A 21,882-nucleotide genomic window follows, 5' to 3' on the forward strand; every position below is an offset into this window, starting at 1 on the left:
ATAGATTGGCTTAAGGCATGAAGAGTGCCGCTGCGATTATGAAAGGGTGAGTTGTGACGGCTAAGCAAGTTGATAAGTACAGCATCCTGTCGTTCTTTTCAGGGGCGGGTTTTCTTGACCTTGGTTTCGAGCACTCTGCCTTCACTATCAGCTTCGTTAATGAATGGCACAAACCCTTTATGCGCGTATACCAGTACTCACGAGAGAAAATGGGCATGAAAGCGCCCGAGTACGGATACTCATGCGACGACGTTAATAGCTACCTGGACGATGGTGGCCATATCCGAGAAATGGTCGAAGAGCTTAGGTCAAAAGGTAGGCTCGTTGGTTTCATCGGAGGTCCTCCCTGCCCTGACTTCTCAGTCGGAGGTAAGAACCGAGGACGCAATGGCGATAACGGCAAGCTGTCGCAGACCTACGTTTCCCTCATCATTGAGAACAAGCCGGATTTCTTTCTCTTTGAGAACGTAAAGGGGCTGTGGAGAACTGCACGGCACAGAGAGTTCTACGAAGAGCTTAAGCGGTCATTACAGCTCGCAGGATACGCCACTACCGAACGACTGACCAACTCACTGGAGTTCGGCGCTCCTCAAGACCGCGATCGAATCCTTCTGTTTGGAGTAAGAAAGCAGCTGCTTCCAGCAGGTGCATTTGATGGCGATAGCTTGCGAGACTTTCCATGGGAACGTTACATGAGAGAGGATCTTGAATCAATCAAGAGCCTGCCATGGCCAGACAGAGACCCATTCAATGAGGGCTCCGTAACAGAAGTGCCTGATGAAGTATCTGAGCACAAGTGTCTCACCGTACAATACTGGTTCGATAAGAACGATGTCGAACACCATCCCAATGCGGATAGGTATTTCACCCCCAGACAAGGTCTCGCTCGCATGCAAACGGTTGACGAGGGTGATGTGAGCAAGAAGTCTTACAAGCGATTGCATCGATGGCGTTACTCTCCGACCGTCGCATACGGCAACAACGAGGTGCATCTGCATCCCTACCGTGAGCGTAGGCTCAGCGTTTCCGAGGCTCTTGCGTTGCAGTCCCTTCCAGCAGAATACGAGCTTCCAAACGACATGACGCTAACGGATTCGTTCAAGACTATTGGAAACGGCGTACCATACCTCCTCGCAAAGGGTATCGCTGCAACAATTCATGACTACCTCAGCGATACGATCAATGTGAATGCCATTGAGACATCGAGCGGGCACGACGAATAGGGTGGCTTATTATGGACTTCAATACCTTGATAGACGACATCGAGGGTCTTGTAGGAAAAGAGCTTCAGAGCATACAAAGAGGCAGCGAAATCGTTGTCGACAACGTTGATCGTGATGCGGAATCGATCGTTCTGCATACTGTCAGCGGAAGACCGGGAAGGCGATCTTTCTCTGAGATTACGCGTCTTTGGAATGCCTTGAGAAAGCAAACGGCAGTGCATGTCGACAGCGCACTGGGTGGTTCGGGATCTAGCCGCAACCAACCAGAGACTATTCTCGCCAATCTCCCCTATGTGGAATGGCTTAAGCTAGATGGCAAGAAGCACATTGTCTATGTTGGCAATAACACCCATGAACTAGGGACGCTCAAGGAGATGAGCGAGCAAGAGTACATGGCTACGCAGCATAGCATTGAGATGCAGCGGATAGCCGATTTAGTAAACTTGCCCCGCAATCTTATCTTCTTCGGTGCGCCTGGTACGGGCAAGTCCTACCAGCTTAACAAGATAGGTGTCAGAGCGAAGGATAACCCTGACGGAATTTTCCCCAAAGAACAAGTCAGGCGCGTAACCTTCTATCCCGATTACACGTACTCGCAGTTCGTAGGCAGCTATAGGCCCTTCACAGAGGGTGACAAGATTGGCTACCGCTACATTCCTGGCCCCTTCCTCGAGACCTATATCGATGCCACGCTACACCCTTACAAGAACTACCTGCTCATTATTGAAGAGCTAAACCGTGCCAATCCTGCCGCTGTATTCGGCGACGTTTTCCAGCTGCTTGACAGGGACGCTTTCGGTGCAAGCGAGTACTACGTCTCCGTGCCTATGGAGATGTCTGCATGCATCAAAGCATCACTCGACAAGCTGGACGAGAGCGAGCAGAGCGACATCGAAAGCTTTTTCGACCCGGATATGGACTTCAAAGAATTTTGCGACTCGACGCTCGAATACCTCACGTTGCCGCCCAACATGTATATCTGGGCGACTATGAATAGTGCCGACCAGGGTGTCTTCCCTATGGATACAGCATTTAAGCGTCGTTGGGATTTTCGCTACATAGGTATCGACGAGGGCGAGGGCGCCACTCCTACTGCGCTTGGCGGCAAAAGACTAGATGAACACACTGTCGGAGTAGGCGGTGCTCGCATCGTCTGGAATGAGCTTCGCAAAGCCATCAACATGCTGCTGCTCGACGTTGGCGTCAACGAGGACAAACTGCTCGGCCCCTTCTTTCTTTCGCCAGAAGCACTGAACGACGAGCCGTATGGTGACGATGGCAAGAGCCGTTTTGTGGGCGCTTTTGAAGACAAGGTTTTGCTCTACCTGTATGAAGACGCTGGAAAGATGAAGCGCAGGAGCATCTTCCGAGATGGAAATGCGACCTTCGCCGGCATCTGTGACGAGTTCGAGGATCGTGGCATTGAAGTGTTCTTGCAAAGCACAGAACTGCATCGAGATATCTTCGCAGACGTCTATGCAACATCGGATACTGTTGCCACGTCCGTGCCAACCGAAGAAGGTTAGCAAATGCGCGCGGTCTACTTCCGCGAGCTGCGCCCCTACTCGGAAGACGAGATCAGAGCCGAGCTCGCCGTCGGCATCAATGAGACCCGCGCGGTTATCGACGCGCTCATGGACTGCGGCATCGTCAGATACCGCACGGGTGACGAGCGCGACGAGGAGGAGCTGCTCGAAGCAGACGGAGCGAGCGCGGCGCAACGCTATCAGTTCCGTTTCGTAGGCATCGTGATTGCGCGAAGTCACGCCATCGTCTGCTACCCAAAGTACCTTAGAAGCGCCACCCGACCCGAAAGCGAGATGAAGCAAGTCCTCGACGTCATTCGCAAGCTTGGCCAGGAAGGCAAGTTGCTCGACCCGCAGGAGGGCGGGACGCACAGCGACCAGCTCGCCTTGATGATTAGGCTGCTCTGGCTCTACGACGAGTACGGCATCTACTCAAACTTCGAGGAAACCCGCGTGCTGAACGGCCCGGGTGTCATTGACTGGCAGCGGACCATCGACATGGAGACTCCCGTCATATCGGATGGTGCGCCCATCTACCTAGACCTATGGACACGCAAGACCCGACGTGACGAGTACGACCTCATCATGCGGTTGCATATGGCCATCCTCAGCGAGTGCTCGCGGTTCTTGGAGGGGTCCGGCCTTTCGTCTCTGCTCTCCATCGGCACGGTGGAACTGACTGACGAGAACCCTGCCGATATTGGGGAGGCCGAGTACCTCCAGTGGCTCATCGACCGCGAGCGCGCGAGCCAGTATGTAACGTGGAAGCAGGATGTCCTCGACCTGATGCGATACTACCTGGCAGAACATGGTGCTGATGCAGATCGAGGCCAGGTCATGCGACTGGGTACGACGAGCTACTATCATGCATGGGAGGCTGCTTGCAAGACTGCCTTTGGGGATTTGCTCGATTACAGACTGCTGGAGCTGCCGCTTAAACTTTCAGATGCTTGGCTCGAGGACAAGAGCAAGACGCTGCTGCAGATAATCCCGAGGCCCCTATGGAAGCGGGCGCAGGGCATGGACGATGCGGGTGACGTCGATACCCTCATACCAGACACTGTCACATTTACCGAGGTGCGCGGGCGGCGTCTTTTCTGCATCTACGACGCAAAGTACTACTCACCGAGCAGGCAAGGCAGGATATACGGCCAGCCTGGCGTGGAATCGATAACCAAGCAATTTCTTTACCAGTCGGCCTATCAGCGTTTTGTCGAAGAACACGACTTCGACGGCGTTGTAAACACGTTCCTCGTGCCATCCGAGGAAGATAATCCTGCACTGGTGGCGAGCGTGTCGTTCCCGGGCGTGATGTCGGCAGCCACGGGAGCGAGCGAGAAGTTTAGCGACCATATCGATATGTGGGCGCTGCCCGCGCATGAGGTGTTCGATTGCTACCTACGAGGGCGGGAGCTTGATTCCGCTATCTATGAATCGTTGCTTGGATGATTCGATGTTAGGCTGCCTGTGGGCCCCTCTACGATTGTCCATGTCCACGAGCCGTTACCAATGGGATAGAGATGCATGCCATCGATGTCGATACCGGCGAATGATTCCGGAGCATCGGGGTCGTAGGTGGTGGTAAATGTGTCGGTTGTCTCGTCGAACACGAGGCTGTCATCGAAATCGTGAAGCCACGCGGCCATGCGCTCGACCTCGGGCTTTTCGAAGTAGGGGCATGCCCAGCCGTTCCAGGTATCCTCTGGGTCGATGTAGGCGCGGTGGACGCACTCAGGGCGAGATTCTAGGTCGGATATGGCTACGTTAGTCCACTGCATACGATACTCCAACACGGTTCACAGGTAGCTCTGACTTTGTGACGCAAACCTACTATACCAGCGAAAACGATGGAAGCAGAAACGAGGCTGGCATGGGCGATTACGGTACGGTTTGTAGCCTGAATCGTGCTGCCGTTTGCCGTCAATGGAGAGTAGATGCGATTCGGCGGGTTGACGTTCACAATTTCTACATTAGCTGGTATGCTAAATTGCTACGGTGTTCGGTGCGCCAGCAGGCTCCCAAGCGCCGTGACGATGCCGGAATGCGAAATGGGATGGGAGCCGATATTAACACGAAGGCTAACATATCAGCGACCAATGACGGCCCCTCCATCGGGGCTGTCGACCTTTTCTGTGGCATCGGAGGGCTTACGTATGGCCTGCGCACCAGCGGTATTGATGTTGTTGCGGGCTACGACCTCGACAGCTCCTGCGAGTATGCCTATGAGGCAAACAACGGCGAGGGAACCTTCATCTGCAAGAACGTGAGCGAAGTCACGGGAGACGAGATCAACGAGCGCCTTAAGGACTTCGACATCAAGGTCTTGGTCGGATGTGCGCCCTGCCAGCCGTTCTCGACGCATCGCAAGGACAAGAAGCACCGCGAGCGCCACAAGGACTGGGGGCTCCTCGCTCAGTTCGGAAGGCTGGCCGAGGAGGTTATGCCAGACTACATCTCCATGGAGAACGTGCCCGAGCTCGTGAAGGAGAGTATTTTCACGGACTTCGTCGCAACGCTGAAGCGGCTCGGCTACTCAGTTACCTACAACGTTGTGAAAGCTGAGGAGTATGGCGTTCCGCAACGCCGACGCCGTCTGCTGCTGCTCGCGTCGAAAGAAGGTGCGATTAGCCTTATCGGGCCGACTAACGACGAGGAGGACGCTGTTACGGTTAGGCAGGCTATTGGCGAGCTGCCTCCCGTTAAGGCTGGTGGAGTCTGCCAAGGTGATCCGCTGCAGACAGCGTCTATCCTGACCGACATCAACCTTAAGCGAATTCGGGCCTCTAAGCCTAACGGCACGTGGCGCGACTGGCCTGAGGAACTGAGGCTTGATTGCCACAAGAAGGACAGCGGCAAGACCTACCCTTCCGTTTACGGGCGCATGGCGTGGGATGAGACAGCCCCGACCATCACCACTCAGTTCTACTGCTATGGTACGGGGCGCTTCGGGCATCCTCAGCAGGACCGTGCACTCACGCTTCGCGAGGGTGCGATTCTCCAGAGCTTCCCCGCTGACTATAAGTTCATTCAGGACGGCGAGAAGATTAGCCGAAAGGCAGTCGCCCGCCATATTGGCAATGCCGTACCCCCCAAGCTGGGCGAGGCTGTGGGCAGGAGTATCATAGCCGCCTGCGCTCAATAGACTTCGTTGAAAGGATGTTTGATTATGACGGTCAACGAAGAAGGCATCATCAACTTCCATGTAGCGAATCGTGCCGCAACGCATCTTGGACGTAAGCTGTACTCGACCACGCCTCCTGCGTTGGCGGAACTGATTGCGAACTCGTACGACGCCTATGCCACAGAGGTTCGCGTGACCATCGATAAGGATATCGACCACATCATTGTTGCTGACAATGGTACGGGTATGAGTCTTGACGGGTTGAACGAGAAGTATGCCCTTGTTGGCAAAGAGAAGGTAGCCGAAGCTGCGCCAGAGGGGTTTACCCGCCGTTCGCCCATGGGCCAGAAGGGAATCGGAAAGCTCGCAAGCTTCAGTCTTGGCGACGAGTACGAGGTCTACACGAAGACCGCAACCGGTACTCAGTGGCGCCACTTCGCCGTCAAGTATGCGGACTTCATCAGGGATGACTCCGAATACCCGGTCGAGTCCGAGCTATGCAAGTTGCCTTATGAGCTTGAGCAATTCAGCAGCTACGACCATGGTTTCATCACCATTATCCGCGGGCTTCGCCGTGGTGTGAACTCTCAGACATTCGATTCACTGAAGACCCAGCTCTCTCGGCGCTTCTACATCAAGTCTGGAACCGGTAACTTTGCTCTTTACATCAATGATCAGCCTATAGACCTCTCACTGAACGCTTATTACGGAAGCATGGACTATGCGACGTATATCGGTTTCACTGGTGAGGAGATTCGAGAGCTGCTCAATGTCGACGATGACACGATAGAGCTCGAGCAGTATGACCCAAAGACCATCAAAGACGAGGCGGTTAGGGAAAGCCTCGAATCATTGATTGGCGAGAAGGGGTTAAAAGGCTGGGTTGGAACAGTTGAGCAGCCAAAGCAGCTCAAGGAACACGGCAACAATGCAAATGTCGTGGTCTATATCAATGGCAAGATTGCTGATGAGGATGTACTGAAGAACCATGCCAACTCGATGATTGCCAACCAGTACGTGGTCGGTGAGTTCTTCGCCGACTATCTCAGCGCCGACGCAGAAGATCCCATCACTAGCAGCAGACAAGGGCTTGACAATGCTGATAGCGAGGTTCGTGAGCTGATTAGCGTAATCAAGAGCATCCGGAGCACGGTAATCAACACTTGGGACAATCGACGCGAGAATGGCGCAGTCAAGCGTCTGCCCGCATGGGCAACAGATGACAAAGGCTATCAGGATTGGTTGGCTGGACTTGGCAAAAGTCAGAGGCGCCTGCACAACCGTCTCGTCAAGACGCTCACGGTGAAGATGGATGAGAGTGAGCAGGACGAAAGTGAAATGAGAGCCCTGCTCAACAGTTTCATCGATGTTGTGGAGAACAACGCGATTTACCAGCTTGCCGATGAGCTATCTTCCGAAACGGATTGCACACAAGATGAACTGCTTGTTGCAATGGCGCGACTCCTCAATCGTATTGCTGCTAGTGAAAGCATCAAACAAGCAGGGATCGTGAGCGAGCGACTCAGGGCCATCAAGACTCTGCAGAGCTTGATGGATGATGATAGCTCTGTCGAGAAGATGTTCGAAGAGCATCTCGCTCAAAATCCGTGGCTCATTAATCCATACTGGAACCAGACGCCAAAAACAAGTGAAGAAGTTCAAGTAGTAACGCAGGAATTCAATCGGCTCTACACCGATGTAAAGGATGACGAATATAGGCGAACCTTCATCGACATTTGCATATATGTCGCTGAAGAGACCTACCCGATTATTGTTGAGCTGAAGCGAAACGCTGACACTTCCTATTCTCATGTCAACTATTCAAGGATATATGAGCAGATTAATGCCTATCGACAGGCTATTCTTCAGAAACTAGGGCTCGCTGATGGTGCTGTAAAGGAAGACGCAATACCTGCATACTTCATCGGTTCGGAGAAAATGGGGGCTGTTGGACACGGTTTTTCTATTGAGCTTAGTGAAAGCGAACTGGGGCTTTTGAAACAATCGAACATCACCGTGTTGACGTATCAAGACCTTATCCTTCATGCGGAGAGAGCTTATCACCAACACATCGAGGTAATCGAACAGCGTGGGGATATTCCTTATTTCGAGATGTAGAGTCCTTTGCTAAACCACTTTGTGACGGCCTTCTAACCTGTTCGCAGTGTTAGAGGGCCGATTTGTTTGTGTCGGTCATGACCGAAAGGTGGCTGACATGGCCGATGATAACCATGGCGACAAGACGCAGGAAAAGCCGCAAACCGCGCAAGACGACAGGCGCGAGCAAACGCAGAAGAACCAGCCGCAGGTGAGCGGTACCGATTGGGAGCAGGCCGTCGCCGAACGCGACGAGAAGATCACGGCGCTAGAGGCGCAGGTGGCAGAGGCCGCCAAGAACGCCGAGACGGCCGAGCGGCTGCGCGGCGAGATCGCGGAGCTCAAGGCCCAGGGCGAGTCCGACCGAATCGACTTCAAGCTGCAGCTCGCGGGCGTGCGCAACGTGAAGGCCGCTCGTGCGGTCCTTGATGACCACGGCGGCGACGTCGACGCGCTCAAGGAGGCCGAGCCGTGGCTGTTCGCAGACACTCCCGCAAAGCAACAGGGTGGCAAGACCGGCCTTCCCAACGCGGGGGTCGCATCCGATGAGGGCAAGACGATGAAGCGGTGGCGCGAGATCGCGGGCATCGCGGACGAGGAGTAGCAGATGGCCAACAGCATCGCATCCACCAAGAACTACACGACCATCCTCGATGAGGTGTACCAGCGCGCGTCGGTCTCCGCGTGCCTGAACAGCCCTCGCCGCATGGTGCGCGCCGGCCGCAACGCCAAGGAGATCATGGTTCCGAAGATCCAGGTCTCGGGCCTCGGTGACTACACCCGCAACGTGGGCTACAAGACCGGCAGCATCACCTACGAGTTCGAGACGAAGACGTTCAACTACGACCGTGGCATCCGCCTTCTGGCCGATGTCATGGACGTGGAGGAGGCTGGCGTGCTCGACTGCTTCGTCGAGGCCGGTTCCGAGCTCCAGCGCACGCAGGTGGCGCCCGAGGCCGACGCCTTCGCCTTTGCCGAGATCGCGGGACACGAGGGCGTTTCTGCCGCTACGACAGACTACTCCGACGCCGAGGCGGAGGACGTGCTTGCCGACCTGCGCGCCGCGACGAACGCGATGGACGAGGCGCAGGTGACCACGGGCTCGCGCTACCTCTTCATCACGCCGACGCTCAGGGGCGTGCTGGATGACTTCAGCTTGGCGAACCCGACGCGCTCGAACCGCGTGCTTGAGCGATTCTCCCGCATCGTCGAGGTACCGCAGGTGCGCTTCTACTCGCACATCGACCTGCTCTCCGGTGACGAGGACCAGTTTGGCTATGCGCCTGCCGAGGGCGTCTACGAGCTCACATCCGACACCGAGGTCGTGAGCGGAAAGACCTACTACACCGAGAGCTCTGGCACCTACACAAAGGTGGCGAGCCCGCAGAAGAGCGGCCTTTCCACGTACTACGAGCTTGTGGGAGCGGGCGCGCCAATCAACTTCCTGGTGGTGGAGAAGAGCGCCGTGATCAAGTTCGACAAGCACGTTGCGAGCCGCGTGTTCAGCCCGGACGAGCTGGAGAGCCTTGACTCCTACATGATGAAGTACCGCAAGTACGGCATCGTGGAGCTGCTCGACAACAAGCTCGACGGCGTGTACGCGTCCTTGGCCCCGCTTGCGTAAGGGGCCGTCGTGGGCTGCGCGGGTGCGACGTCGGTTGACTTTGGCTTCTATCGCGACACGTACGGCGGTGGGATGGGCGTGGAGGCGTTCACGGGCGCACTTCCCGCCGCCGAGCGTCACGTGCGATGGATCTGCGGCGGTCGCGTTCCCGCGTGCGAGGCGGACGAGCTTGCGTACCGGCGTGCGGTGTGCGCTGCTGCCGAGGCGTTCGCGGAGTTTGGTGAGGGTCAGGTGGGCGGATTCCAGCTCGGGTCCTTCTCGGTGACGCACTACGACAACCGGGGCACCACCGGCGAGGAGCAGGCGACCTACGCCTGTGAGAAGGAGCTCTCTGGTACGGGGCTCCTGTTCTGCGGGGCGCGCTGATGGCGTGGCTGCGACCGATACCCGCGAGGCTGCTCCCGGACTCGTGCCTAGTGCGCGAGCCGGCAGTCGATGGCGGCTTTGGCGAGCCGCGCGCCATCTCGCGCGTGAGGTTCGAGCGGGCGCAATCGGTGGTTGCCGAAGCGCACCGCAGCGCGGACGCAGGGGCGGGCACGCTCTTCGTGGATGCCGTCACGAGTGCGGGGGCTTTCGAGATTCCCGCGGGCTCGCGCGTCGAGGTGCATGGGAGGTCGTACGTGGCTGCTAAGGTTTCGCGCTTCGAGGGGTTCAACGGGCGCGTACACCACTGGGAGGTGGAGCTGCGATGAGGGCGGTCGTGGATGCCGTGGCGGGGATGCTGCGCGCGGCGGGAGTCGGTGACGTGTTCTGTATCGCGCCAAGCGCACTGTTGAGCGAACAGCCCGTCGTGGTTCGCTGGGCGGGCTTCTCGCGTGAGAGCCGCCAAGACGGCGAGGAACGCGGAGTCGCCTCGGTGGAGGTGTTTGCCGTCCGCGAAACGGATGCTGCCGCGTGCGATGTCGCGATTCTGTGCGAAGCGGCTGTGCGCTCGTCCGGTCGCGCCGAGTGGAACGTGGCGGGTTCCGGGGTGCGCATCCTGGGCATCGATACGGACGCGCCGGCTTTCAGGGAGCGCGACTCGAGCGGGCGCTTCGTGTGGGCATTCACGGTGAGGCTGACGGTTGCGAGGGAGATATGACCGATAGGAAGGGCACGAAGAGCGGGGCGGGTGGCAGTCAGGGCACTTGGAACGACGAGCGCGGTTCTCACACCGACGTTCGCCTGCGCCGTTCCGGTGACCGCTTCCGAGACGAGGAGCTCTCGGAGCGAGAGCAGCGCCGGGCGGTGTCCTATGGTCGCGCGAGAGGACGGCTCTGATGGCGCGCTCCATCAAGTTCGATGGGCACGACTTCTCGTCCTTCTCGACCGCCGAGGTGGTACTGCCCGCGGCACACGGCCTCTCCGTGGACGCCGCTGAGGTGCCAGGCCGTGCCGGTGCGGTCCTGCTCTCTGCACGTATCCCGCCCAAGACTCTGCGCGTGCGGCTCTTCCTCGACCTTGCCGTAGACGAGGACGCGGAGGGGCTCTCTGCGTTGCGCCACGAAGCGGCGGCGTGGCTCGCCTCGGATGCCGGATGCGACTTGGAGCTCCCCGGCGAACCGGGGCTCGTCTATCGCAACGCCGTGTGCACAGGCGCGGATGCCTGGGACGCCCTCTTCGAGGACGGTTCCTGCGAGCTGGCGTTCACGGCGTTCGATCCCGTTGCATGGGGGCAGGGGCAGGAGGTCGTGCCCGCTGGCGGCCGCGCAGGACTGTCGTTTGTCGTTGGCGGCACGTATAGGACGTTGCCGACGTTCGTGATGGAAGCGGCGGCTGGTGATGGAGTGACCGTCGAGGACGATGACACGGGTGCTCATGTCGAGGTGGAGCGAGCGTTCCTGGGCGGCGAGGAGGTCATCATCGACTGCGGTGCCGGGCGCGCATGGGTTGACGGCGAGGCTGCAGATTCCGACGTGACGCTCGACAGCGACTTCTTCTGGCTGGAACCGGGTCCGCACGAGCTGTCCTTCACGGGCTGCGCGGACTTCACAGCAAACTTCACAGAAAGATGGCTCTGATGGGCGGCACGGCTCCGACGCTTTTCTGGTTCGACCGCGCTGATGAGCGTATCGGGATTCTGCACCCGGCTGGCGCGGTGGAGCATCGCGAGGAGCTGGGAGGAGAGGACGTACTCTCGTTCCCCTGCCTGGAGACGCCTGAGAAATACGATCGCATCCTGTGGCGAGACCCCCAGGACGGGCGATGGCGCGAGCACGTGGTGGTGCGCACGGACGAGGCGCTGGGTGCCGCGTGCGAGGTATACGCGGAGTCGAGCCTGTGCGACCTTCTCGGTAGCTATGTCGAGGAGGAGCGGGTGTCAGGCTCGGGGCTCTACGGTGCGTTGGGCGTCGTGCTCGAGGGGACGCGTTGGCAGGCATCCACGCTTGGTTGGTTTGGCGATCACGGCTGCTACATCTACCACGTGAACCGGCTCGCGGCTCTCAGGCGCGTGTGCGAGGTGTGGGGGTGCGAGATTGAGCCCGCGATCGCGGTTTCGGGCGGCTGCGTGTCATCGCGCACCGTGCGAGCGGTGGCTGCTTTGGGCTCGTGGCGCGGCGCGCGGCTCGAGTACGGGCGGAACATGGCGGGATGCACGCGCACGGTTGCTGAGGACGAGGTCTTCACGGCGCTCTACGGCTATGGGGCCGGGTTGCCCGTGGTGGACGAGACGGGCGCCTTCACGGGCGGGTATCGGCGCAAGCTCACGTTCGGTGAGGTGAACGGTGGTGTCGACTGGGTCGGCGACGATGAAGCGAGGCTGCTGTGGGGCCTGCCAGACGGCTCGGGCGGCCGCGTGCACCGCTTTGGAGAGGTGACGTTCGCGGATGTTGAGGACCCCGAGGTTCTTCTCGCCCGCACGCAGGAGGCTCTTGTGGAGACGTGCGCTCCGCTGGTGAGCTACGAGGTGGACGCCGTGGCGCTTTCGGGTGCTGTCTTTGTTGGACTCGGGGACGAGGTCGCGGTGGTGGACTCGTCGCGCGATCCCGCATGGCGCCTCCGGGCGCGGGTGGTGCGGCGCGTGCGGCTCTTTGGCGATGCTGTGGAAGCACGCTACTCGGTAGGCGTTGCCCCGCGCACAGCATTTGCAGAGCGCAGCACCGTCGAAGCGCGTGTGGCGGCTGTTGAGGACGTGGCGGGTGCTGCGGGCGACACCGTTGCTGCCGTGGGAGCAAGCGTGGCCGCAATCGAGCAGGCGGCGGGCGTGGTCGCTGGTGGCGATGTGCCCGCGCTGGCAACCAAGGAGTATGTGGCGCAGCAGATCGCCGCCCTTGATGACCTGAGCGAGGTGGAGTTCTGATGGCCGATCTTGAAGGTTACGGCCTGCACGAGCTGGTGTGGGAGTCCTGCGACGACGTCTTCGCGGGGGCCTTGGTGGCGTCTCCCGCCGATGCGGAGGGGCGTGGTATCGCGCTCGCCGTGAGACGCGACGGAGAGGTGGTGGACCTTTCCGGCGCAAACGTGTATCTGCTTTGGCGCCACCGTGCGACACGCGAACGTGGATGCGAGCCGTTCGATGAGGTGGACGCAGAGGCCGGAACGTTCTCCGTGTTCTACCCGGCGGCTATGGTGTGCGCAGAGGGTTCGGTCGACTGTCAGGTGATGGTGTCGCTTCCCGGAGGGAGCGCAATCTCGACGCGGACGTTCGAAGTGCGTGTTGAGCAGGTGCTCGTGGGTGGCGCAGAGTCCGAGGACGGTTTCACACTCTTCCTTGAGGCGATACAGAAATACGAGAACGCGGATGCGCTTATTGCCGAGGCGGCGTCCAAGGCGCAGGAGGCTGTTGAGACTGCACAGGGCGCGGTGTCCACGGCGGGGCAGGCGGTCGAGGCGGCTGCCGGGGCCTCGGGTGCCGTTGCTGCCGCGAACGCCGCCGCGGCGGCTGCGACGCAGGCAAAGGAGGAACTGCTGGCGGCCGCCGAGCGAGGGGACTTCGACGGCGCTGACGGCAAGCCGGGTCCTGCGGGCGTCGACGGGAAGGACGGGGCGCCGGGCGCTGACGGCAAAGACGGCGTCGATGGTGCTCCCGGTGCCGACGGGAAGGACGGAGCGGACGGCGTGAGCCCGTCGGCCTCCGTGGCGCAGACGGCAGAGGGCGCGGTGGTGACGGTCACGGACGCCAGCGGGACCACCACCGCAACGCTCCTTCACGGAGCTAAGGGAGACAAGGGCGACGACGGCGAGCGCGGAGAGAAGGGCGACGCATTCACGTACGCCGACTTCACCGCCGAGCAGTTGGCGGCGCTCAAGGGGCCGAAGGGCGATCCCGGCGAGGACGGGATGGATGGTCAGGATGGAGCGCCGGGCTCCGACGGCGCTGACGGCGTGAGCGTCACGCACTCGTGGGCGGGCTCCGTGCTCACGGTGACGAGCGCGAGCGGCACGAGCTCCGCCGACCTCAAGGGCGAGAAGGGCGACAAGGGCGACAAGGGCGACAAGGGCGACAAGGGCGACCCGTTCACCTACGCGGACTTCTCCTCCGAGCAGCTCGAAGCGCTGCGCGGCCCCCAGGGCGTTCAGGGGCTGCCCGGCGCCGACGGCGAGGACGGCGTCGACGGGCAGGACGGCGCTGACGCCGAGATCACGGGCGCGACTGCGACGGTGGACGCCTCCACGGGCACGCCGTCGGTGACCGTGACGCTCGGCGGCACGCCGGGGGCGCGCACGTTCGCGTTCGCCTTCTCCGGCCTCAAGGGAGAGACCGGCGAGCAGGGGCCGCAGGGAGCGCCCGGACAGGACGGCGAGGACGGGGCGCCGGGCGCGACGCCCGACCTCTCGGCCTACGCGACGAAGCAGTACGTCGACCAGGCGATCGCCGCCCTGGACGACCTGAGCGAGGTGGAGTTCTGATGGCCGTGGGGACGATCCAGAGGTCGGTGCTCACCGACATCGCGAACGCCATCCGCGTGCAGAACGGAGGCACCGATACCTACCTGCCCTCGGAGATGGCGGCGGCGGTGTTCGCGCTCGACGGCACCAAGGCGGGGACGCCGCTCCAGGCGCTCGCCGGTACGGGAACGGGCGTGATCTCGGACTCCGTGTTCGACGGCATCGCCGACGCAATCCGCGCGCAGAACGGGCTCACCGAGACCTACAAGCCCTCCGAGATGGCGCCGGCAATACTCGCGCTCTCCTGGGACGTGGGCGTGAAGATGCGCGCGATCCTGCTCGCGGACGGTACGCTCGAGTTCAACTACCGCGACGGCCGCTCCTCCGACGTGCCCGGGGCGGTGATCCTGGACGCCTGGGAGGTGGACCCGGAGGGCTACTCCTCGGCGGGTGCCCGCCCCTGGGACGACGTCAAGCTCTCCGTGACGCGCGCCGTGTTCGACGGCGACTTCTCCGAGGGCGGGCTCGCCAACGCGAGCTACCTCTTCCACGGGTTCGAGAACCTCGTTGAGGTGGAGGGCTTCGAGGAGCTCTCCGGCGCGACCAGCATGAACCAGATGTTCGTGAGCTGCCCCTCGCTCGAGACGATCTGGGCGGACGGGTTCACCTCGTCCGCCACGAGCGGGTCGCTCATGTTCAGCGGGTGCAGCAGGCTCGTGGGCGGGCAAGGCTACGTGCCGGGGCAGATGGACAACCACGCGGAGCTCAACTACGGGGTGGACGGCGTGCTGACCGACCCCGCGAGCGACCAGCGCGAGTGGTTCCGCTGCTTCCTCTACGCGGACGGCGGGCTCGTGCTGACGGCCGCGGCCGAGCCCGAGGCGGGGCGGGAGCTCGTCTCGTCGGGGCGCCTGTGCGCGAACGCCCGGTACAACTCGGTGGGCTACCAGCCGTGGTACGACCACCGGCACGACGTGGAGGCGGTGGAGATCGCCGCCGACATGGCGACCTACGACCACGTGAACACGAACTACTGGTTCTACGGGCACCAGTCGATCACCGACGTGACGGGGGTGGGGAACCTCTGCGGCGTGCGCGAGATGCAGCACACCTTCAACAGCTGCGAGGGGCTCACCGAGATCGACCTCTCCGGGCTCGACCCGTCCTCCCTCGAGGACCTCGCCTACACCTTCGGCGGGTGCGGCTCTCTCGTGACGATCTGGGCGGACGCCGACTGGGCGCTGCCGTCCTCCGGCGTCTCCGGCTTCCAGACGTTCTACCAGTGCGCCTCGCTCGTGGGCGGCGCGGGCACGACCTACGCGAGCTCGCGCGCCGGCTACCAGTACATGAGGATCGACGGCGTCGGGGGCGCAGGGTACCTTACGGCGAAGGGCTAGCTCATTGTACCCTGCAGGTTCTTCTTGAGCGATTCTACGGCCTTTTTCGCAGCGTGCTGGCGAATGAGGCCTTCTTTCGAGTATGCCCCCAACGATACTTCGTTGCCTTCGACTTTCGCAAGGAGGAGAACGGATGCCATCCCGCCGGCTCCTCCTTTGAGCATTGCAAGCGCGATTCCCTGCTCCTCGTCATCAAGCAGAACGGTGCCCGCATCAATCAGGGCATCCCGTACCGTCTTATATTGGTTGCAGCCGTCGACCCTTGCCTCGGAGAAAAACGATCCCTTCGAGAATGCCTTCTCTTGTACTCGGTAATCCAGCTCGCCCAGCGCTGCGGCGTAGTCATCAGCAGCTTTCTTTAGCAATCCGCTCAGGTCTTCCATTCTCCTCCTCTGCCGACTCCTCCAGAACCATGACAAGCCCGTCCGCAATCTGCCCGTCGATGTCACCCTCTATCAGGGCCCTCCTGGAGACGATCTCGTTGATGTCATCTGCCATGAGTTCCGCGATAAAAGCAGCCCTGTTGGAGGATGCGTACATGTCTTTGAGGGTGCTACCGTCTAGGCGGCGGTTGATTGATTCCACGAGCTCTGATACCTCACGCTCGGCCATGAGGTAATCGCTCGCAACCCGTCCGACCTGCTCCTCGACGATAGCGCACATCTGTTCCGCATCGTCCTTGATTAACAGGCCTGTGAGCGCATTCACAGCGACTCCAGCCGCGGTACCGCCGCCCAGGGAGCCTATCAACCCGCCGACAACCGTTCCGACTCCTGGGAACACCATGGAACCGAGGGCAGCGCCTCCGACCCACCCGGCAGTCCCACCTGCAACGGAGGAAAGCGTCCCGGCGAGGTTCTTCGCAAGCTGGCCCGGCGATATCCTCCCGCGGACAATGTCGGCGATATCGAACGACGAGAGCACGATGACGGTGAGGCCCGCGACGACCGCGTTTCCACGCAGCAGCTTCGCAGCGCTTTTCATCGCGGCAGCTCCGTAAATGTTCGAGCCGGTCCTGAACGCGTTGACGATGACGGCGCATGCCTTCGGACCGAGAGCTGTGGCTATCGCCTCCGTGCTGGAGACCATAGCGCTGTTGAGGCCGGCCTTCAGCAGCTGGCTGGAAACGACAGAGACGATGAAGGACGTCCCGCCGACCTTGAGACCGCAGAGCGCCGCCTTCTTCGCTGCGACTTCTGGTTTGTCGCCGTTCCATATGCAGGTCCCGAAGGCAATGACGGCGCTGACTCCGAACGCGGAGGCGGCGGTGACCGCTCCGTTGGTTGCGTCGAACTTCAGCGAGTCGATGTTGCCGGCTTTTGCAATGTTCCTTGCTTGCTGGTAGGTGTAGTTTCCTCTTCTCACTAGCGATTCAGCCTGCGAAGGGTCGGTCACGCCATCCACTTGGCCGTTTGCGATCTTCTCGCGCATCGCCCTGAGCGCCTGATCGTAGATGGCATCGTCCTTTGGCACCTCGATGACCATCGGTTCGCCCTGCTTGCCGACGTACCTGAAGGCACCCTTGCCCCCATCCCCGAAGCACGCGTTTATCGCTTCTCGTCCGTTGGCGTAATACTTGGACTGAATCCACTGGCCGTTGACGATTCGGTCGGGACCGTTTTTGGCGAAGTCATCGCCGAGAACACGTGCATCTTTGCCTCGCATCCTGTCATGCAGGTCGTTCGCTTGTTCGGCGGCGAAGCCGTGCCCCTGCCGTGCGTGGAACTTCTCTTGATCGAAGAGTTGGTTGACCGTTCGATGCGCTCCAACGCCTCTGCCGGCAGCTTCAGCCCCTGGCTTCTTGCCTTTGCGAGGAACCTCGATTTGCGCCGACGTGGTCTTTTCGCTCACAAAGAGTTCCTTTCCTCGAGATTCCTGATTGAGGCCTTATTGGTAATTCTAGTCTGATTCCCTTGTCCACTTATTTCGCATTGCTTTGTTTCCTGATGAAGAGATGGCCTCGAGTAGAGTTGTTGTTTTTTGCTTCTATATGTACTTCGACTACCCACATTCTATCTGTGCGCGTTGCGGTTGTGCTCACCTTTGCAGGTGTGGAGGCCAAGGCCAAAGTGCTCGTCGACGGGTTGAAAGTGTGATTTCCTTCCGCATGAACCGTTCGAGGACGGTACTCGGCATTCGCATGCGGCTCTCTGTGCGGGATGCTAGCGCAAAAGCCGACGGTAACGAACGCTTTATGGCAACAGGCCAGTTTCTGTGAATCCATCTGTGAACAGGCCGAGGAACGCCTGTGACGCCCACTTAGGGTTTGCCTGTACTACTTCAACCCGTACGAACAAGGTGATACAAGTGGACAACAAACCCGATGGACAGGACGCATCAACCACTGATAATCCCGAGCTCGCGCACAAGCGCGATGTGTTCCATGCGTGGATGCTCGGGGGGTTGGATTTCTCGCGCCCGTGGGATATGCCCATGCTCACGCCCGTCGAGGCGCATCCCACGGCGCTCGTGCCCTTTTCGGTTGCTATGCACGAGAGATGGTGCGACTTCGACTGCTTCGTGCACTTCTACGAGGATGATTTCCGCTTCGAGCGCGTGTGGAACGACCCGCACAAGTACCTCCCCAAGCTCTCGAAGTTCGAGGGCGTGATCATGCCGGACTTCTCTACGTGCATCGATTTCCCGCGTCCGCTCAAGATGTGGAACTGCTATCGCAACCAGACGCTCGGGGCATGGTGGCAGGAACAGGGACTGACGGTCATCCCGAATGCGCGGCACCAGCCGGAATGCGACTGGCTCGTAGAGGGCCTGCCGCGCGAGAGCGTCATCGCCATCTGCGGGCGCGCACTCGTTAAGGATGTGGCAGAGCGCCGCCGCTTTGTGCGCGACGTGAGGACCACCGTGGACGAGCTGCGTCCGACGGCGATCGTCTACTACGGCAGCGACCTCTATGGCGTGATGGACTACCCCCGCTCGCTCAGCATCCCCGTGTGGGTGTATCCGGGCTGTGGGCGCGGCGCGCTGGACGGAGGCAAGTGTGGGCAGCGGTAGCAGTGGGTACGGCATTGGGCGCGGGCGTGGAGGAACGTCGGGCAGCCGGGATGACGGGTTCAGGACCGTTCACGGTTTCACAACCCGACTGCACGAGGGAAACCAGGGCAAGCACATCCCTGGACACAACAACTACGACCCCAAGGCCGGAAGAAGCATCTTCAAGGGAAGCCTTGCCGACGCCCAACAGCTCATCGGTGAGTTCGGCGGAGCTGGAACATGGGTGGGTAATAATAAAGAGCGAGTCGATTTCGGCAGGGTGATCGGCACCTGGATCGGCGGCCGCGGCAAGGAGCGGTCTCCCACGACCATGGGTTTCATTCACTATGGGAAGAACGGTGCTCACATTGTTCCCGCACGACCGAAAAGGGGATGACTGACATGGTCGGACAGAACAGGCTCGAGGAGCGTGTCAAAGACATTGAGGGATATCTATGCGACCACGACTGGGGAAGCACATACGAGATAACGTTCCCCGAGGGAGACGTCTATCGGTGCGTGTGGGAGAACAGTGAGTACGTCGACAACGATGAGGAGCTGGATTCCCCCGAGTACGAGGAATGGTACGAGCTCGACTTCAGGGTGCTCGAGGTGGTCAAGGAGGGTCCCAACAAAGACCCTCGTTACGACTACGTCATGGTCTCGCGCAAGCGAATGCCCTCGCTGGTGACGTGCGGGGGCGAGGTTGTTTTTCGGGCGGAGTGAGGGACGCACTCCATCGACTGAGGTGCTTGTGCCGCGTGCTCAGTGCACGGCTTTTCAACGCTTTCCGAGCGCCGGAGGGCCCCGACTATAGCCCGCAGGCGTGCGAGAAGGGTTGAAAAGCCCCAAGCCCGTTGCTTGCTGATATCCTCAGTGGCGTATTTCTGCGCTCATCATTGCAGGGCTCCGCGACCTTGTTTGATCGCGGAGCCCGCTCTGATATCCCTCCCGGATTAGATCGTGGGGAACTCTCTGTGTACCGGGCCATCCATGAGCATCCAGTACCACCAGCTGCGGTCCTTGTAACCGCTGCTTCCCAGCATGTCGAGCAGTTCGGTCTGCTCAGCTTCTCCGAGCGTTGCGAAGTGCTCCCGCATGCTGTCTTCCAGGGCAACCTTGCTCCTGATCATGTCATCGAGAATTTCCCTCAGCTCCTCTATCGTGAAGCTTTCCGGTGAGATCTCAACGAGCTCTGCGCGAAAATGGGAGTAGTCCTCGAGAGCGCACATGGCGTCGATGTCTGCTGCGCTGTGATTCATGGCAATCTCCTTCAATCTGAACTTGCCTGTGGCTTGGTCGTAGATGGGACACAACCGGGACACAACAGCGACCGGAACTCCGTTTTCGTCAGGTTCCGTCAGTCGCTGTTCATCGCTGCAAAAGACCTGCTCAGACACTCTTTTGTATAGGTCTGTTGTCCTCAGTCGACGCTGTGGGATAACCCTCTCAAGGCGGAGATCACCAGTTCGAATCTGGTACGGGCTACCAAACTTAACTTCGGCGAACTGCCCCTGAGCTGGGCATTCGCCGATTTTTTGTGCCGCGGAGACGCCTTCTACGAGCATGTCGTCGCTCGCGCGCCACGGAATCTCCACACGAAGGACGCCCTTCTCGTCGATGGTCGCGCGCGAGGCGGCGTGGCGCAGGAGCTCGCCCGGGTCGCGGCGGCAGAGCCTCGTGCGGACCCACTCCGCCATCTCGTCGACCGTGGGGACGGCCGCGCGGGAGGCCTCCACCTCGCGCTCGAGCGCCGCCCGCTCGTCGGCGAGCTCCGCCAGGCGACGGTCGGTCCCCGGGGGCACCACGCCGGCCTCCACGGCCCGCAGGATGTTGCGCTCGGCGCGGGAAATCTCCGAGAGCCTGCCCGTCGCCCGTCGGACGGCGGGGGAGTCCGCGTCGCTCTCCATGGCGAGCACGGCGGCGCGCGCTATCCGCTCGGAGAGGCCCCGGCCGGAGAAGGCGCGGGCGAGCGCCGCCACGGCCGCCCGCTCCACCTCGTCCCTGGGGTAGCGCCTCTCGTGGCCGTCGCCGGTCGGCACGGAGTAGTAGAGGTATCGCCTGCCCGAGCAGCCCGTCCCGCTCGTGCCCCGGTAGGGAGTCCCGGTCGCGGCATCGAGGAGCCTCCCGCTGAGGGCGAAGGCGTTCTGGCGCGGGTGGCGGTCCATCATCGCCTGGACGGAGAAGAAGAGCCCGTCGCTCACGATCCGCGGCATCCCGCCCTCCTCGCGGACGCCGTTGAAGGAGTAGACGCCGCGGTACTTCTCGCTGGTGAGCATGCCGCGCAGCGACCCGTACGCCCAGGGGTTGCCGCGGGTGTTGCGCGAGCCGGAGGCGTTGAGCCACTCCACGACGGACCTCCTGCCCTCTCCGGCGGCCACCCGCTCGAAGGCCCCGCGCACGAAGGGGGCCTCGTCCTCGTCAACCTCGTAGCGGCCGTCGGCGCCCGTGCGGTAGCCGTAGACGCGCACGCCGTTCGCGAGGCAGTTCCTGGCGTTGCCCATCATGCCGCGCAGCGTGTTCTGAGCGAGGTTCTTGGAGTAGTACTCGTTGTACCCGTCGATGACGGCCTCGAGGATGACGCCCTCGGGCCCCTCGGGGATCGACTCCATGGCGGAGCGGAGCTCGACGCCGCACTCGGCCAGGCGCTTGCGGTAGACGGCCGCGTCGAAGCGGTCGCGCGCGAAGCGGTCGAGCTTGTAGACGAGCACCGTGCCGAAGTTGCCGGTTCTGGCGTCCGCGACCATGCGCAGGAACTCCGGGCGATCGTCGCTCGTGCCCGAGATGGCGCGGTCGGCGTAGGTGGCGACCACGGTCAGGCCGTGGCCCGCAGCCCAGTCGGAGCACACGCGCACCTGGTCCTCGATGGACTCGTCTCGCTGCCTGTCGCTCGAGAAGCGCGCGTAGATCACGCACGAGGTGCGGTCGGGCTCTGGCGTGTTCCTCTTCCTGCGTGGCATAATGTACCTGCCTTTCAAGTGTTCCCTTGGCTGGCGCTTGCCCCGTGTCGTCTGGCAGGACGCGCGGGGCGCTTTTGTGCGTCACTCGCGACGGGCAAACAAGTTTGTCCGTCAAATAAAGGCATTATTGACGG

General features: G+C 60.8%; 21 protein-coding genes. 17 read left to right on the plus strand and 4 right to left on the minus strand.

What is annotated here, in order from left to right:
- Positions 1–53: 53 nt before the first annotated feature.
- The 3 genes from B5F84_RS06000 to B5F84_RS06010 are packed head-to-tail and all read left to right on the plus strand — an operon-like array spanning position 54 to position 4,198.
- A complete protein-coding gene (locus tag B5F84_RS06000; protein ID WP_087321849.1) occupies positions 54–1,223 on the plus strand; it encodes a DNA cytosine methyltransferase in 1,170 nt (389 codons plus the stop codon).
- Positions 1,224–1,234: 11 nt separating this feature from the next.
- Complete coding sequence (locus B5F84_RS06005) at positions 1,235–2,749, plus strand: AAA family ATPase (protein ID WP_087321851.1); 1,515 nt, start codon at positions 1,235–1,237, stop codon at positions 2,747–2,749.
- Positions 2,750–2,752: 3 nt separating this feature from the next.
- Entirely contained in the window at positions 2,753–4,198 is a 1,446-nt protein-coding gene (locus B5F84_RS06010; RefSeq protein WP_087321854.1) for an LlaJI family restriction endonuclease, read from the plus strand.
- On the opposite strand, the gene B5F84_RS06015 is transcribed toward B5F84_RS06010, so the two are convergent.
- Complete coding sequence (locus B5F84_RS06015) at positions 4,177–4,527, minus strand: hypothetical protein (RefSeq protein WP_087321856.1); 351 nt, start codon at positions 4,525–4,527, stop codon at positions 4,177–4,179. The genes B5F84_RS06010 and B5F84_RS06015 overlap by 22 nt on opposite strands.
- Positions 4,528–4,802: 275 nt before the next feature.
- Between B5F84_RS06015 and B5F84_RS06020 the strand changes: the two genes are divergently transcribed.
- From B5F84_RS06020 to B5F84_RS06070, 12 genes are all read left to right on the plus strand, one after another.
- A complete protein-coding gene (locus B5F84_RS06020; protein WP_204205519.1) occupies positions 4,803–5,891 on the plus strand; it encodes a DNA cytosine methyltransferase in 1,089 nt (362 codons plus the stop codon).
- A 24-nt stretch (positions 5,892–5,915) separates the two neighbouring features.
- Positions 5,916–7,988, plus strand: a complete 2,073-nt coding sequence (locus tag B5F84_RS06025) for an ATP-binding protein (RefSeq protein ID WP_087321859.1) — start codon at positions 5,916–5,918, stop codon at positions 7,986–7,988.
- 97 nt (positions 7,989–8,085) lie between these two features.
- Positions 8,086–8,571 (plus strand): hypothetical protein, encoded by a 486-nt coding sequence (locus B5F84_RS06030; RefSeq protein WP_087321861.1) that lies wholly within the window; start codon positions 8,086–8,088, stop codon positions 8,569–8,571.
- A 3-nt stretch (positions 8,572–8,574) separates the two neighbouring features.
- Positions 8,575–9,591 (plus strand): hypothetical protein, encoded by a 1,017-nt coding sequence (locus tag B5F84_RS06035; protein WP_087321863.1) that lies wholly within the window; start codon positions 8,575–8,577, stop codon positions 9,589–9,591.
- A gap of 9 nt (positions 9,592–9,600) precedes the next feature.
- Positions 9,601–9,957: a hypothetical protein gene (locus tag B5F84_RS06040; RefSeq protein WP_087321865.1), complete on the plus strand. Its 357-nt coding sequence runs from the start codon at positions 9,601–9,603 to the stop codon at positions 9,955–9,957.
- Positions 9,958–10,007: 50 nt separating this feature from the next.
- Entirely contained in the window at positions 10,008–10,283 is a 276-nt protein-coding gene (locus B5F84_RS06045; RefSeq protein WP_239378278.1) for a putative minor capsid protein, read from the plus strand.
- Positions 10,280–10,672, plus strand: a complete 393-nt coding sequence (locus B5F84_RS06050; RefSeq protein WP_087321869.1) for a hypothetical protein — start codon at positions 10,280–10,282, stop codon at positions 10,670–10,672. The genes B5F84_RS06045 and B5F84_RS06050 overlap by 4 nt, the downstream gene beginning before the upstream one ends.
- A complete protein-coding gene (locus tag B5F84_RS09470) occupies positions 10,669–10,851 on the plus strand; it encodes a hypothetical protein (protein WP_143786062.1) in 183 nt (60 codons plus the stop codon). Before B5F84_RS06050 ends, B5F84_RS09470 begins: the two co-directional genes overlap by 4 nt.
- Positions 10,851–11,591: a phage tail domain-containing protein gene (locus tag B5F84_RS06055; RefSeq protein WP_239378280.1), complete on the plus strand. Its 741-nt coding sequence runs from the start codon at positions 10,851–10,853 to the stop codon at positions 11,589–11,591. Before B5F84_RS09470 ends, B5F84_RS06055 begins: the two co-directional genes overlap by 1 nt.
- The gene (locus tag B5F84_RS06060; RefSeq protein ID WP_087321871.1) at positions 11,591–12,871 is read left to right on the plus strand and encodes a phage tail spike protein; all 1,281 of its coding nucleotides are present in this window, start codon (positions 11,591–11,593) and stop codon (positions 12,869–12,871) included. Before B5F84_RS06055 ends, B5F84_RS06060 begins: the two co-directional genes overlap by 1 nt.
- Positions 12,871–14,421, plus strand: coding sequence for a BppU family phage baseplate upper protein (locus B5F84_RS06065; protein ID WP_087321874.1), 1,551 nt, complete (start codon positions 12,871–12,873; stop codon positions 14,419–14,421). Before B5F84_RS06060 ends, B5F84_RS06065 begins: the two co-directional genes overlap by 1 nt.
- The gene (locus tag B5F84_RS06070; protein WP_087321876.1) at positions 14,421–15,797 is read left to right on the plus strand and encodes a hypothetical protein; all 1,377 of its coding nucleotides are present in this window, start codon (positions 14,421–14,423) and stop codon (positions 15,795–15,797) included. The genes B5F84_RS06065 and B5F84_RS06070 overlap by 1 nt, the downstream gene beginning before the upstream one ends.
- Here the strand turns inward: B5F84_RS06070 and B5F84_RS06075 are convergent.
- Together B5F84_RS06075 and B5F84_RS06080 are read right to left on the minus strand one after the other, a co-directional pair.
- Positions 15,794–16,180 (minus strand): hypothetical protein, encoded by a 387-nt coding sequence (locus B5F84_RS06075; RefSeq protein ID WP_087321878.1) that lies wholly within the window; start codon positions 16,178–16,180, stop codon positions 15,794–15,796. The two genes, B5F84_RS06070 and B5F84_RS06075, sit on opposite strands and share 4 nt — an antisense overlap.
- Entirely contained in the window at positions 16,143–17,648 is a 1,506-nt protein-coding gene (locus B5F84_RS06080) for a hypothetical protein (RefSeq protein WP_204205520.1), read from the minus strand. Before B5F84_RS06080 ends, B5F84_RS06075 begins: the two co-directional genes overlap by 38 nt.
- 540 nt (positions 17,649–18,188) lie before the next feature.
- Here B5F84_RS06080 and B5F84_RS06085 point away from each other — a divergent pair.
- Both B5F84_RS06085 and B5F84_RS06095 read left to right on the plus strand, forming a co-directional pair.
- Positions 18,189–18,809, plus strand: a complete 621-nt coding sequence (locus B5F84_RS06085) for a DUF4417 domain-containing protein (protein ID WP_255375237.1) — start codon at positions 18,189–18,191, stop codon at positions 18,807–18,809.
- A 381-nt stretch (positions 18,810–19,190) separates the two neighbouring features.
- On the plus strand, positions 19,191–19,514 hold the full coding sequence (locus B5F84_RS06095) for a hypothetical protein (RefSeq protein ID WP_019238396.1): 324 nt from the start codon (positions 19,191–19,193) through the stop codon (positions 19,512–19,514).
- Positions 19,515–19,744: 230 nt separating this feature from the next.
- Here B5F84_RS06095 and B5F84_RS06100 read toward each other — a convergent pair whose 3' ends face one another.
- Positions 19,745–21,748 (minus strand): recombinase family protein, encoded by a 2,004-nt coding sequence (locus B5F84_RS06100; RefSeq protein ID WP_087321880.1) that lies wholly within the window; start codon positions 21,746–21,748, stop codon positions 19,745–19,747.
- Between the last annotated feature and the right edge of the window lie 134 nt (positions 21,749–21,882).

This window comes from Olsenella sp. An290 (assembly GCF_002159535.1).
Taxonomy (GTDB): domain Bacteria; phylum Actinomycetota; class Coriobacteriia; order Coriobacteriales; family Atopobiaceae; genus Thermophilibacter.

What these genes read in the sequence shown, in the direction of transcription:
- B5F84_RS06005 (WP_087321851.1), top strand. Translation starts at nt 1,235, where the DNA reads ATGGACTTCAATACCTTGATAGACGACATCGAGGGTCTTGTAGGAAAA.
- B5F84_RS06010 (WP_087321854.1), top strand. Translation starts at nt 2,753, where the DNA reads ATGCGCGCGGTCTACTTCCGCGAGCTGCGCCCCTACTCGGAAGACGAG.
- B5F84_RS06015 (WP_087321856.1), bottom strand. Translation starts at nt 4,527, where the DNA reads ATGCAGTGGACTAACGTAGCCATATCCGACCTAGAATCTCGCCCTGAG.
- B5F84_RS06020 (WP_204205519.1), top strand. Translation starts at nt 4,803, where the DNA reads ATGGGAGCCGATATTAACACGAAGGCTAACATATCAGCGACCAATGAC.
- B5F84_RS06025 (WP_087321859.1), top strand. Translation starts at nt 5,916, where the DNA reads ATGACGGTCAACGAAGAAGGCATCATCAACTTCCATGTAGCGAATCGT.
- B5F84_RS06030 (WP_087321861.1), top strand. Translation starts at nt 8,086, where the DNA reads ATGGCCGATGATAACCATGGCGACAAGACGCAGGAAAAGCCGCAAACC.
- B5F84_RS06035 (WP_087321863.1), top strand. Translation starts at nt 8,575, where the DNA reads ATGGCCAACAGCATCGCATCCACCAAGAACTACACGACCATCCTCGAT.
- B5F84_RS06050 (WP_087321869.1), top strand. Translation starts at nt 10,280, where the DNA reads ATGAGGGCGGTCGTGGATGCCGTGGCGGGGATGCTGCGCGCGGCGGGA.
- B5F84_RS09470 (WP_143786062.1), top strand. Translation starts at nt 10,669, where the DNA reads ATGACCGATAGGAAGGGCACGAAGAGCGGGGCGGGTGGCAGTCAGGGC.
- B5F84_RS06055 (WP_239378280.1), top strand. Translation starts at nt 10,851, where the DNA reads ATGGCGCGCTCCATCAAGTTCGATGGGCACGACTTCTCGTCCTTCTCG.
- B5F84_RS06060 (WP_087321871.1), top strand. Translation starts at nt 11,591, where the DNA reads ATGGGCGGCACGGCTCCGACGCTTTTCTGGTTCGACCGCGCTGATGAG.
- B5F84_RS06065 (WP_087321874.1), top strand. Translation starts at nt 12,871, where the DNA reads ATGGCCGATCTTGAAGGTTACGGCCTGCACGAGCTGGTGTGGGAGTCC.
- B5F84_RS06070 (WP_087321876.1), top strand. Translation starts at nt 14,421, where the DNA reads ATGGCCGTGGGGACGATCCAGAGGTCGGTGCTCACCGACATCGCGAAC.
- B5F84_RS06075 (WP_087321878.1), bottom strand. Translation starts at nt 16,180, where the DNA reads ATGGAAGACCTGAGCGGATTGCTAAAGAAAGCTGCTGATGACTACGCC.
- B5F84_RS06085 (WP_255375237.1), top strand. Translation starts at nt 18,189, where the DNA reads ATGCTCGGGGGGTTGGATTTCTCGCGCCCGTGGGATATGCCCATGCTC.
- B5F84_RS06095 (WP_019238396.1), top strand. Translation starts at nt 19,191, where the DNA reads ATGGTCGGACAGAACAGGCTCGAGGAGCGTGTCAAAGACATTGAGGGA.
- B5F84_RS06100 (WP_087321880.1), bottom strand. Translation starts at nt 21,748, where the DNA reads ATGCCACGCAGGAAGAGGAACACGCCAGAGCCCGACCGCACCTCGTGC.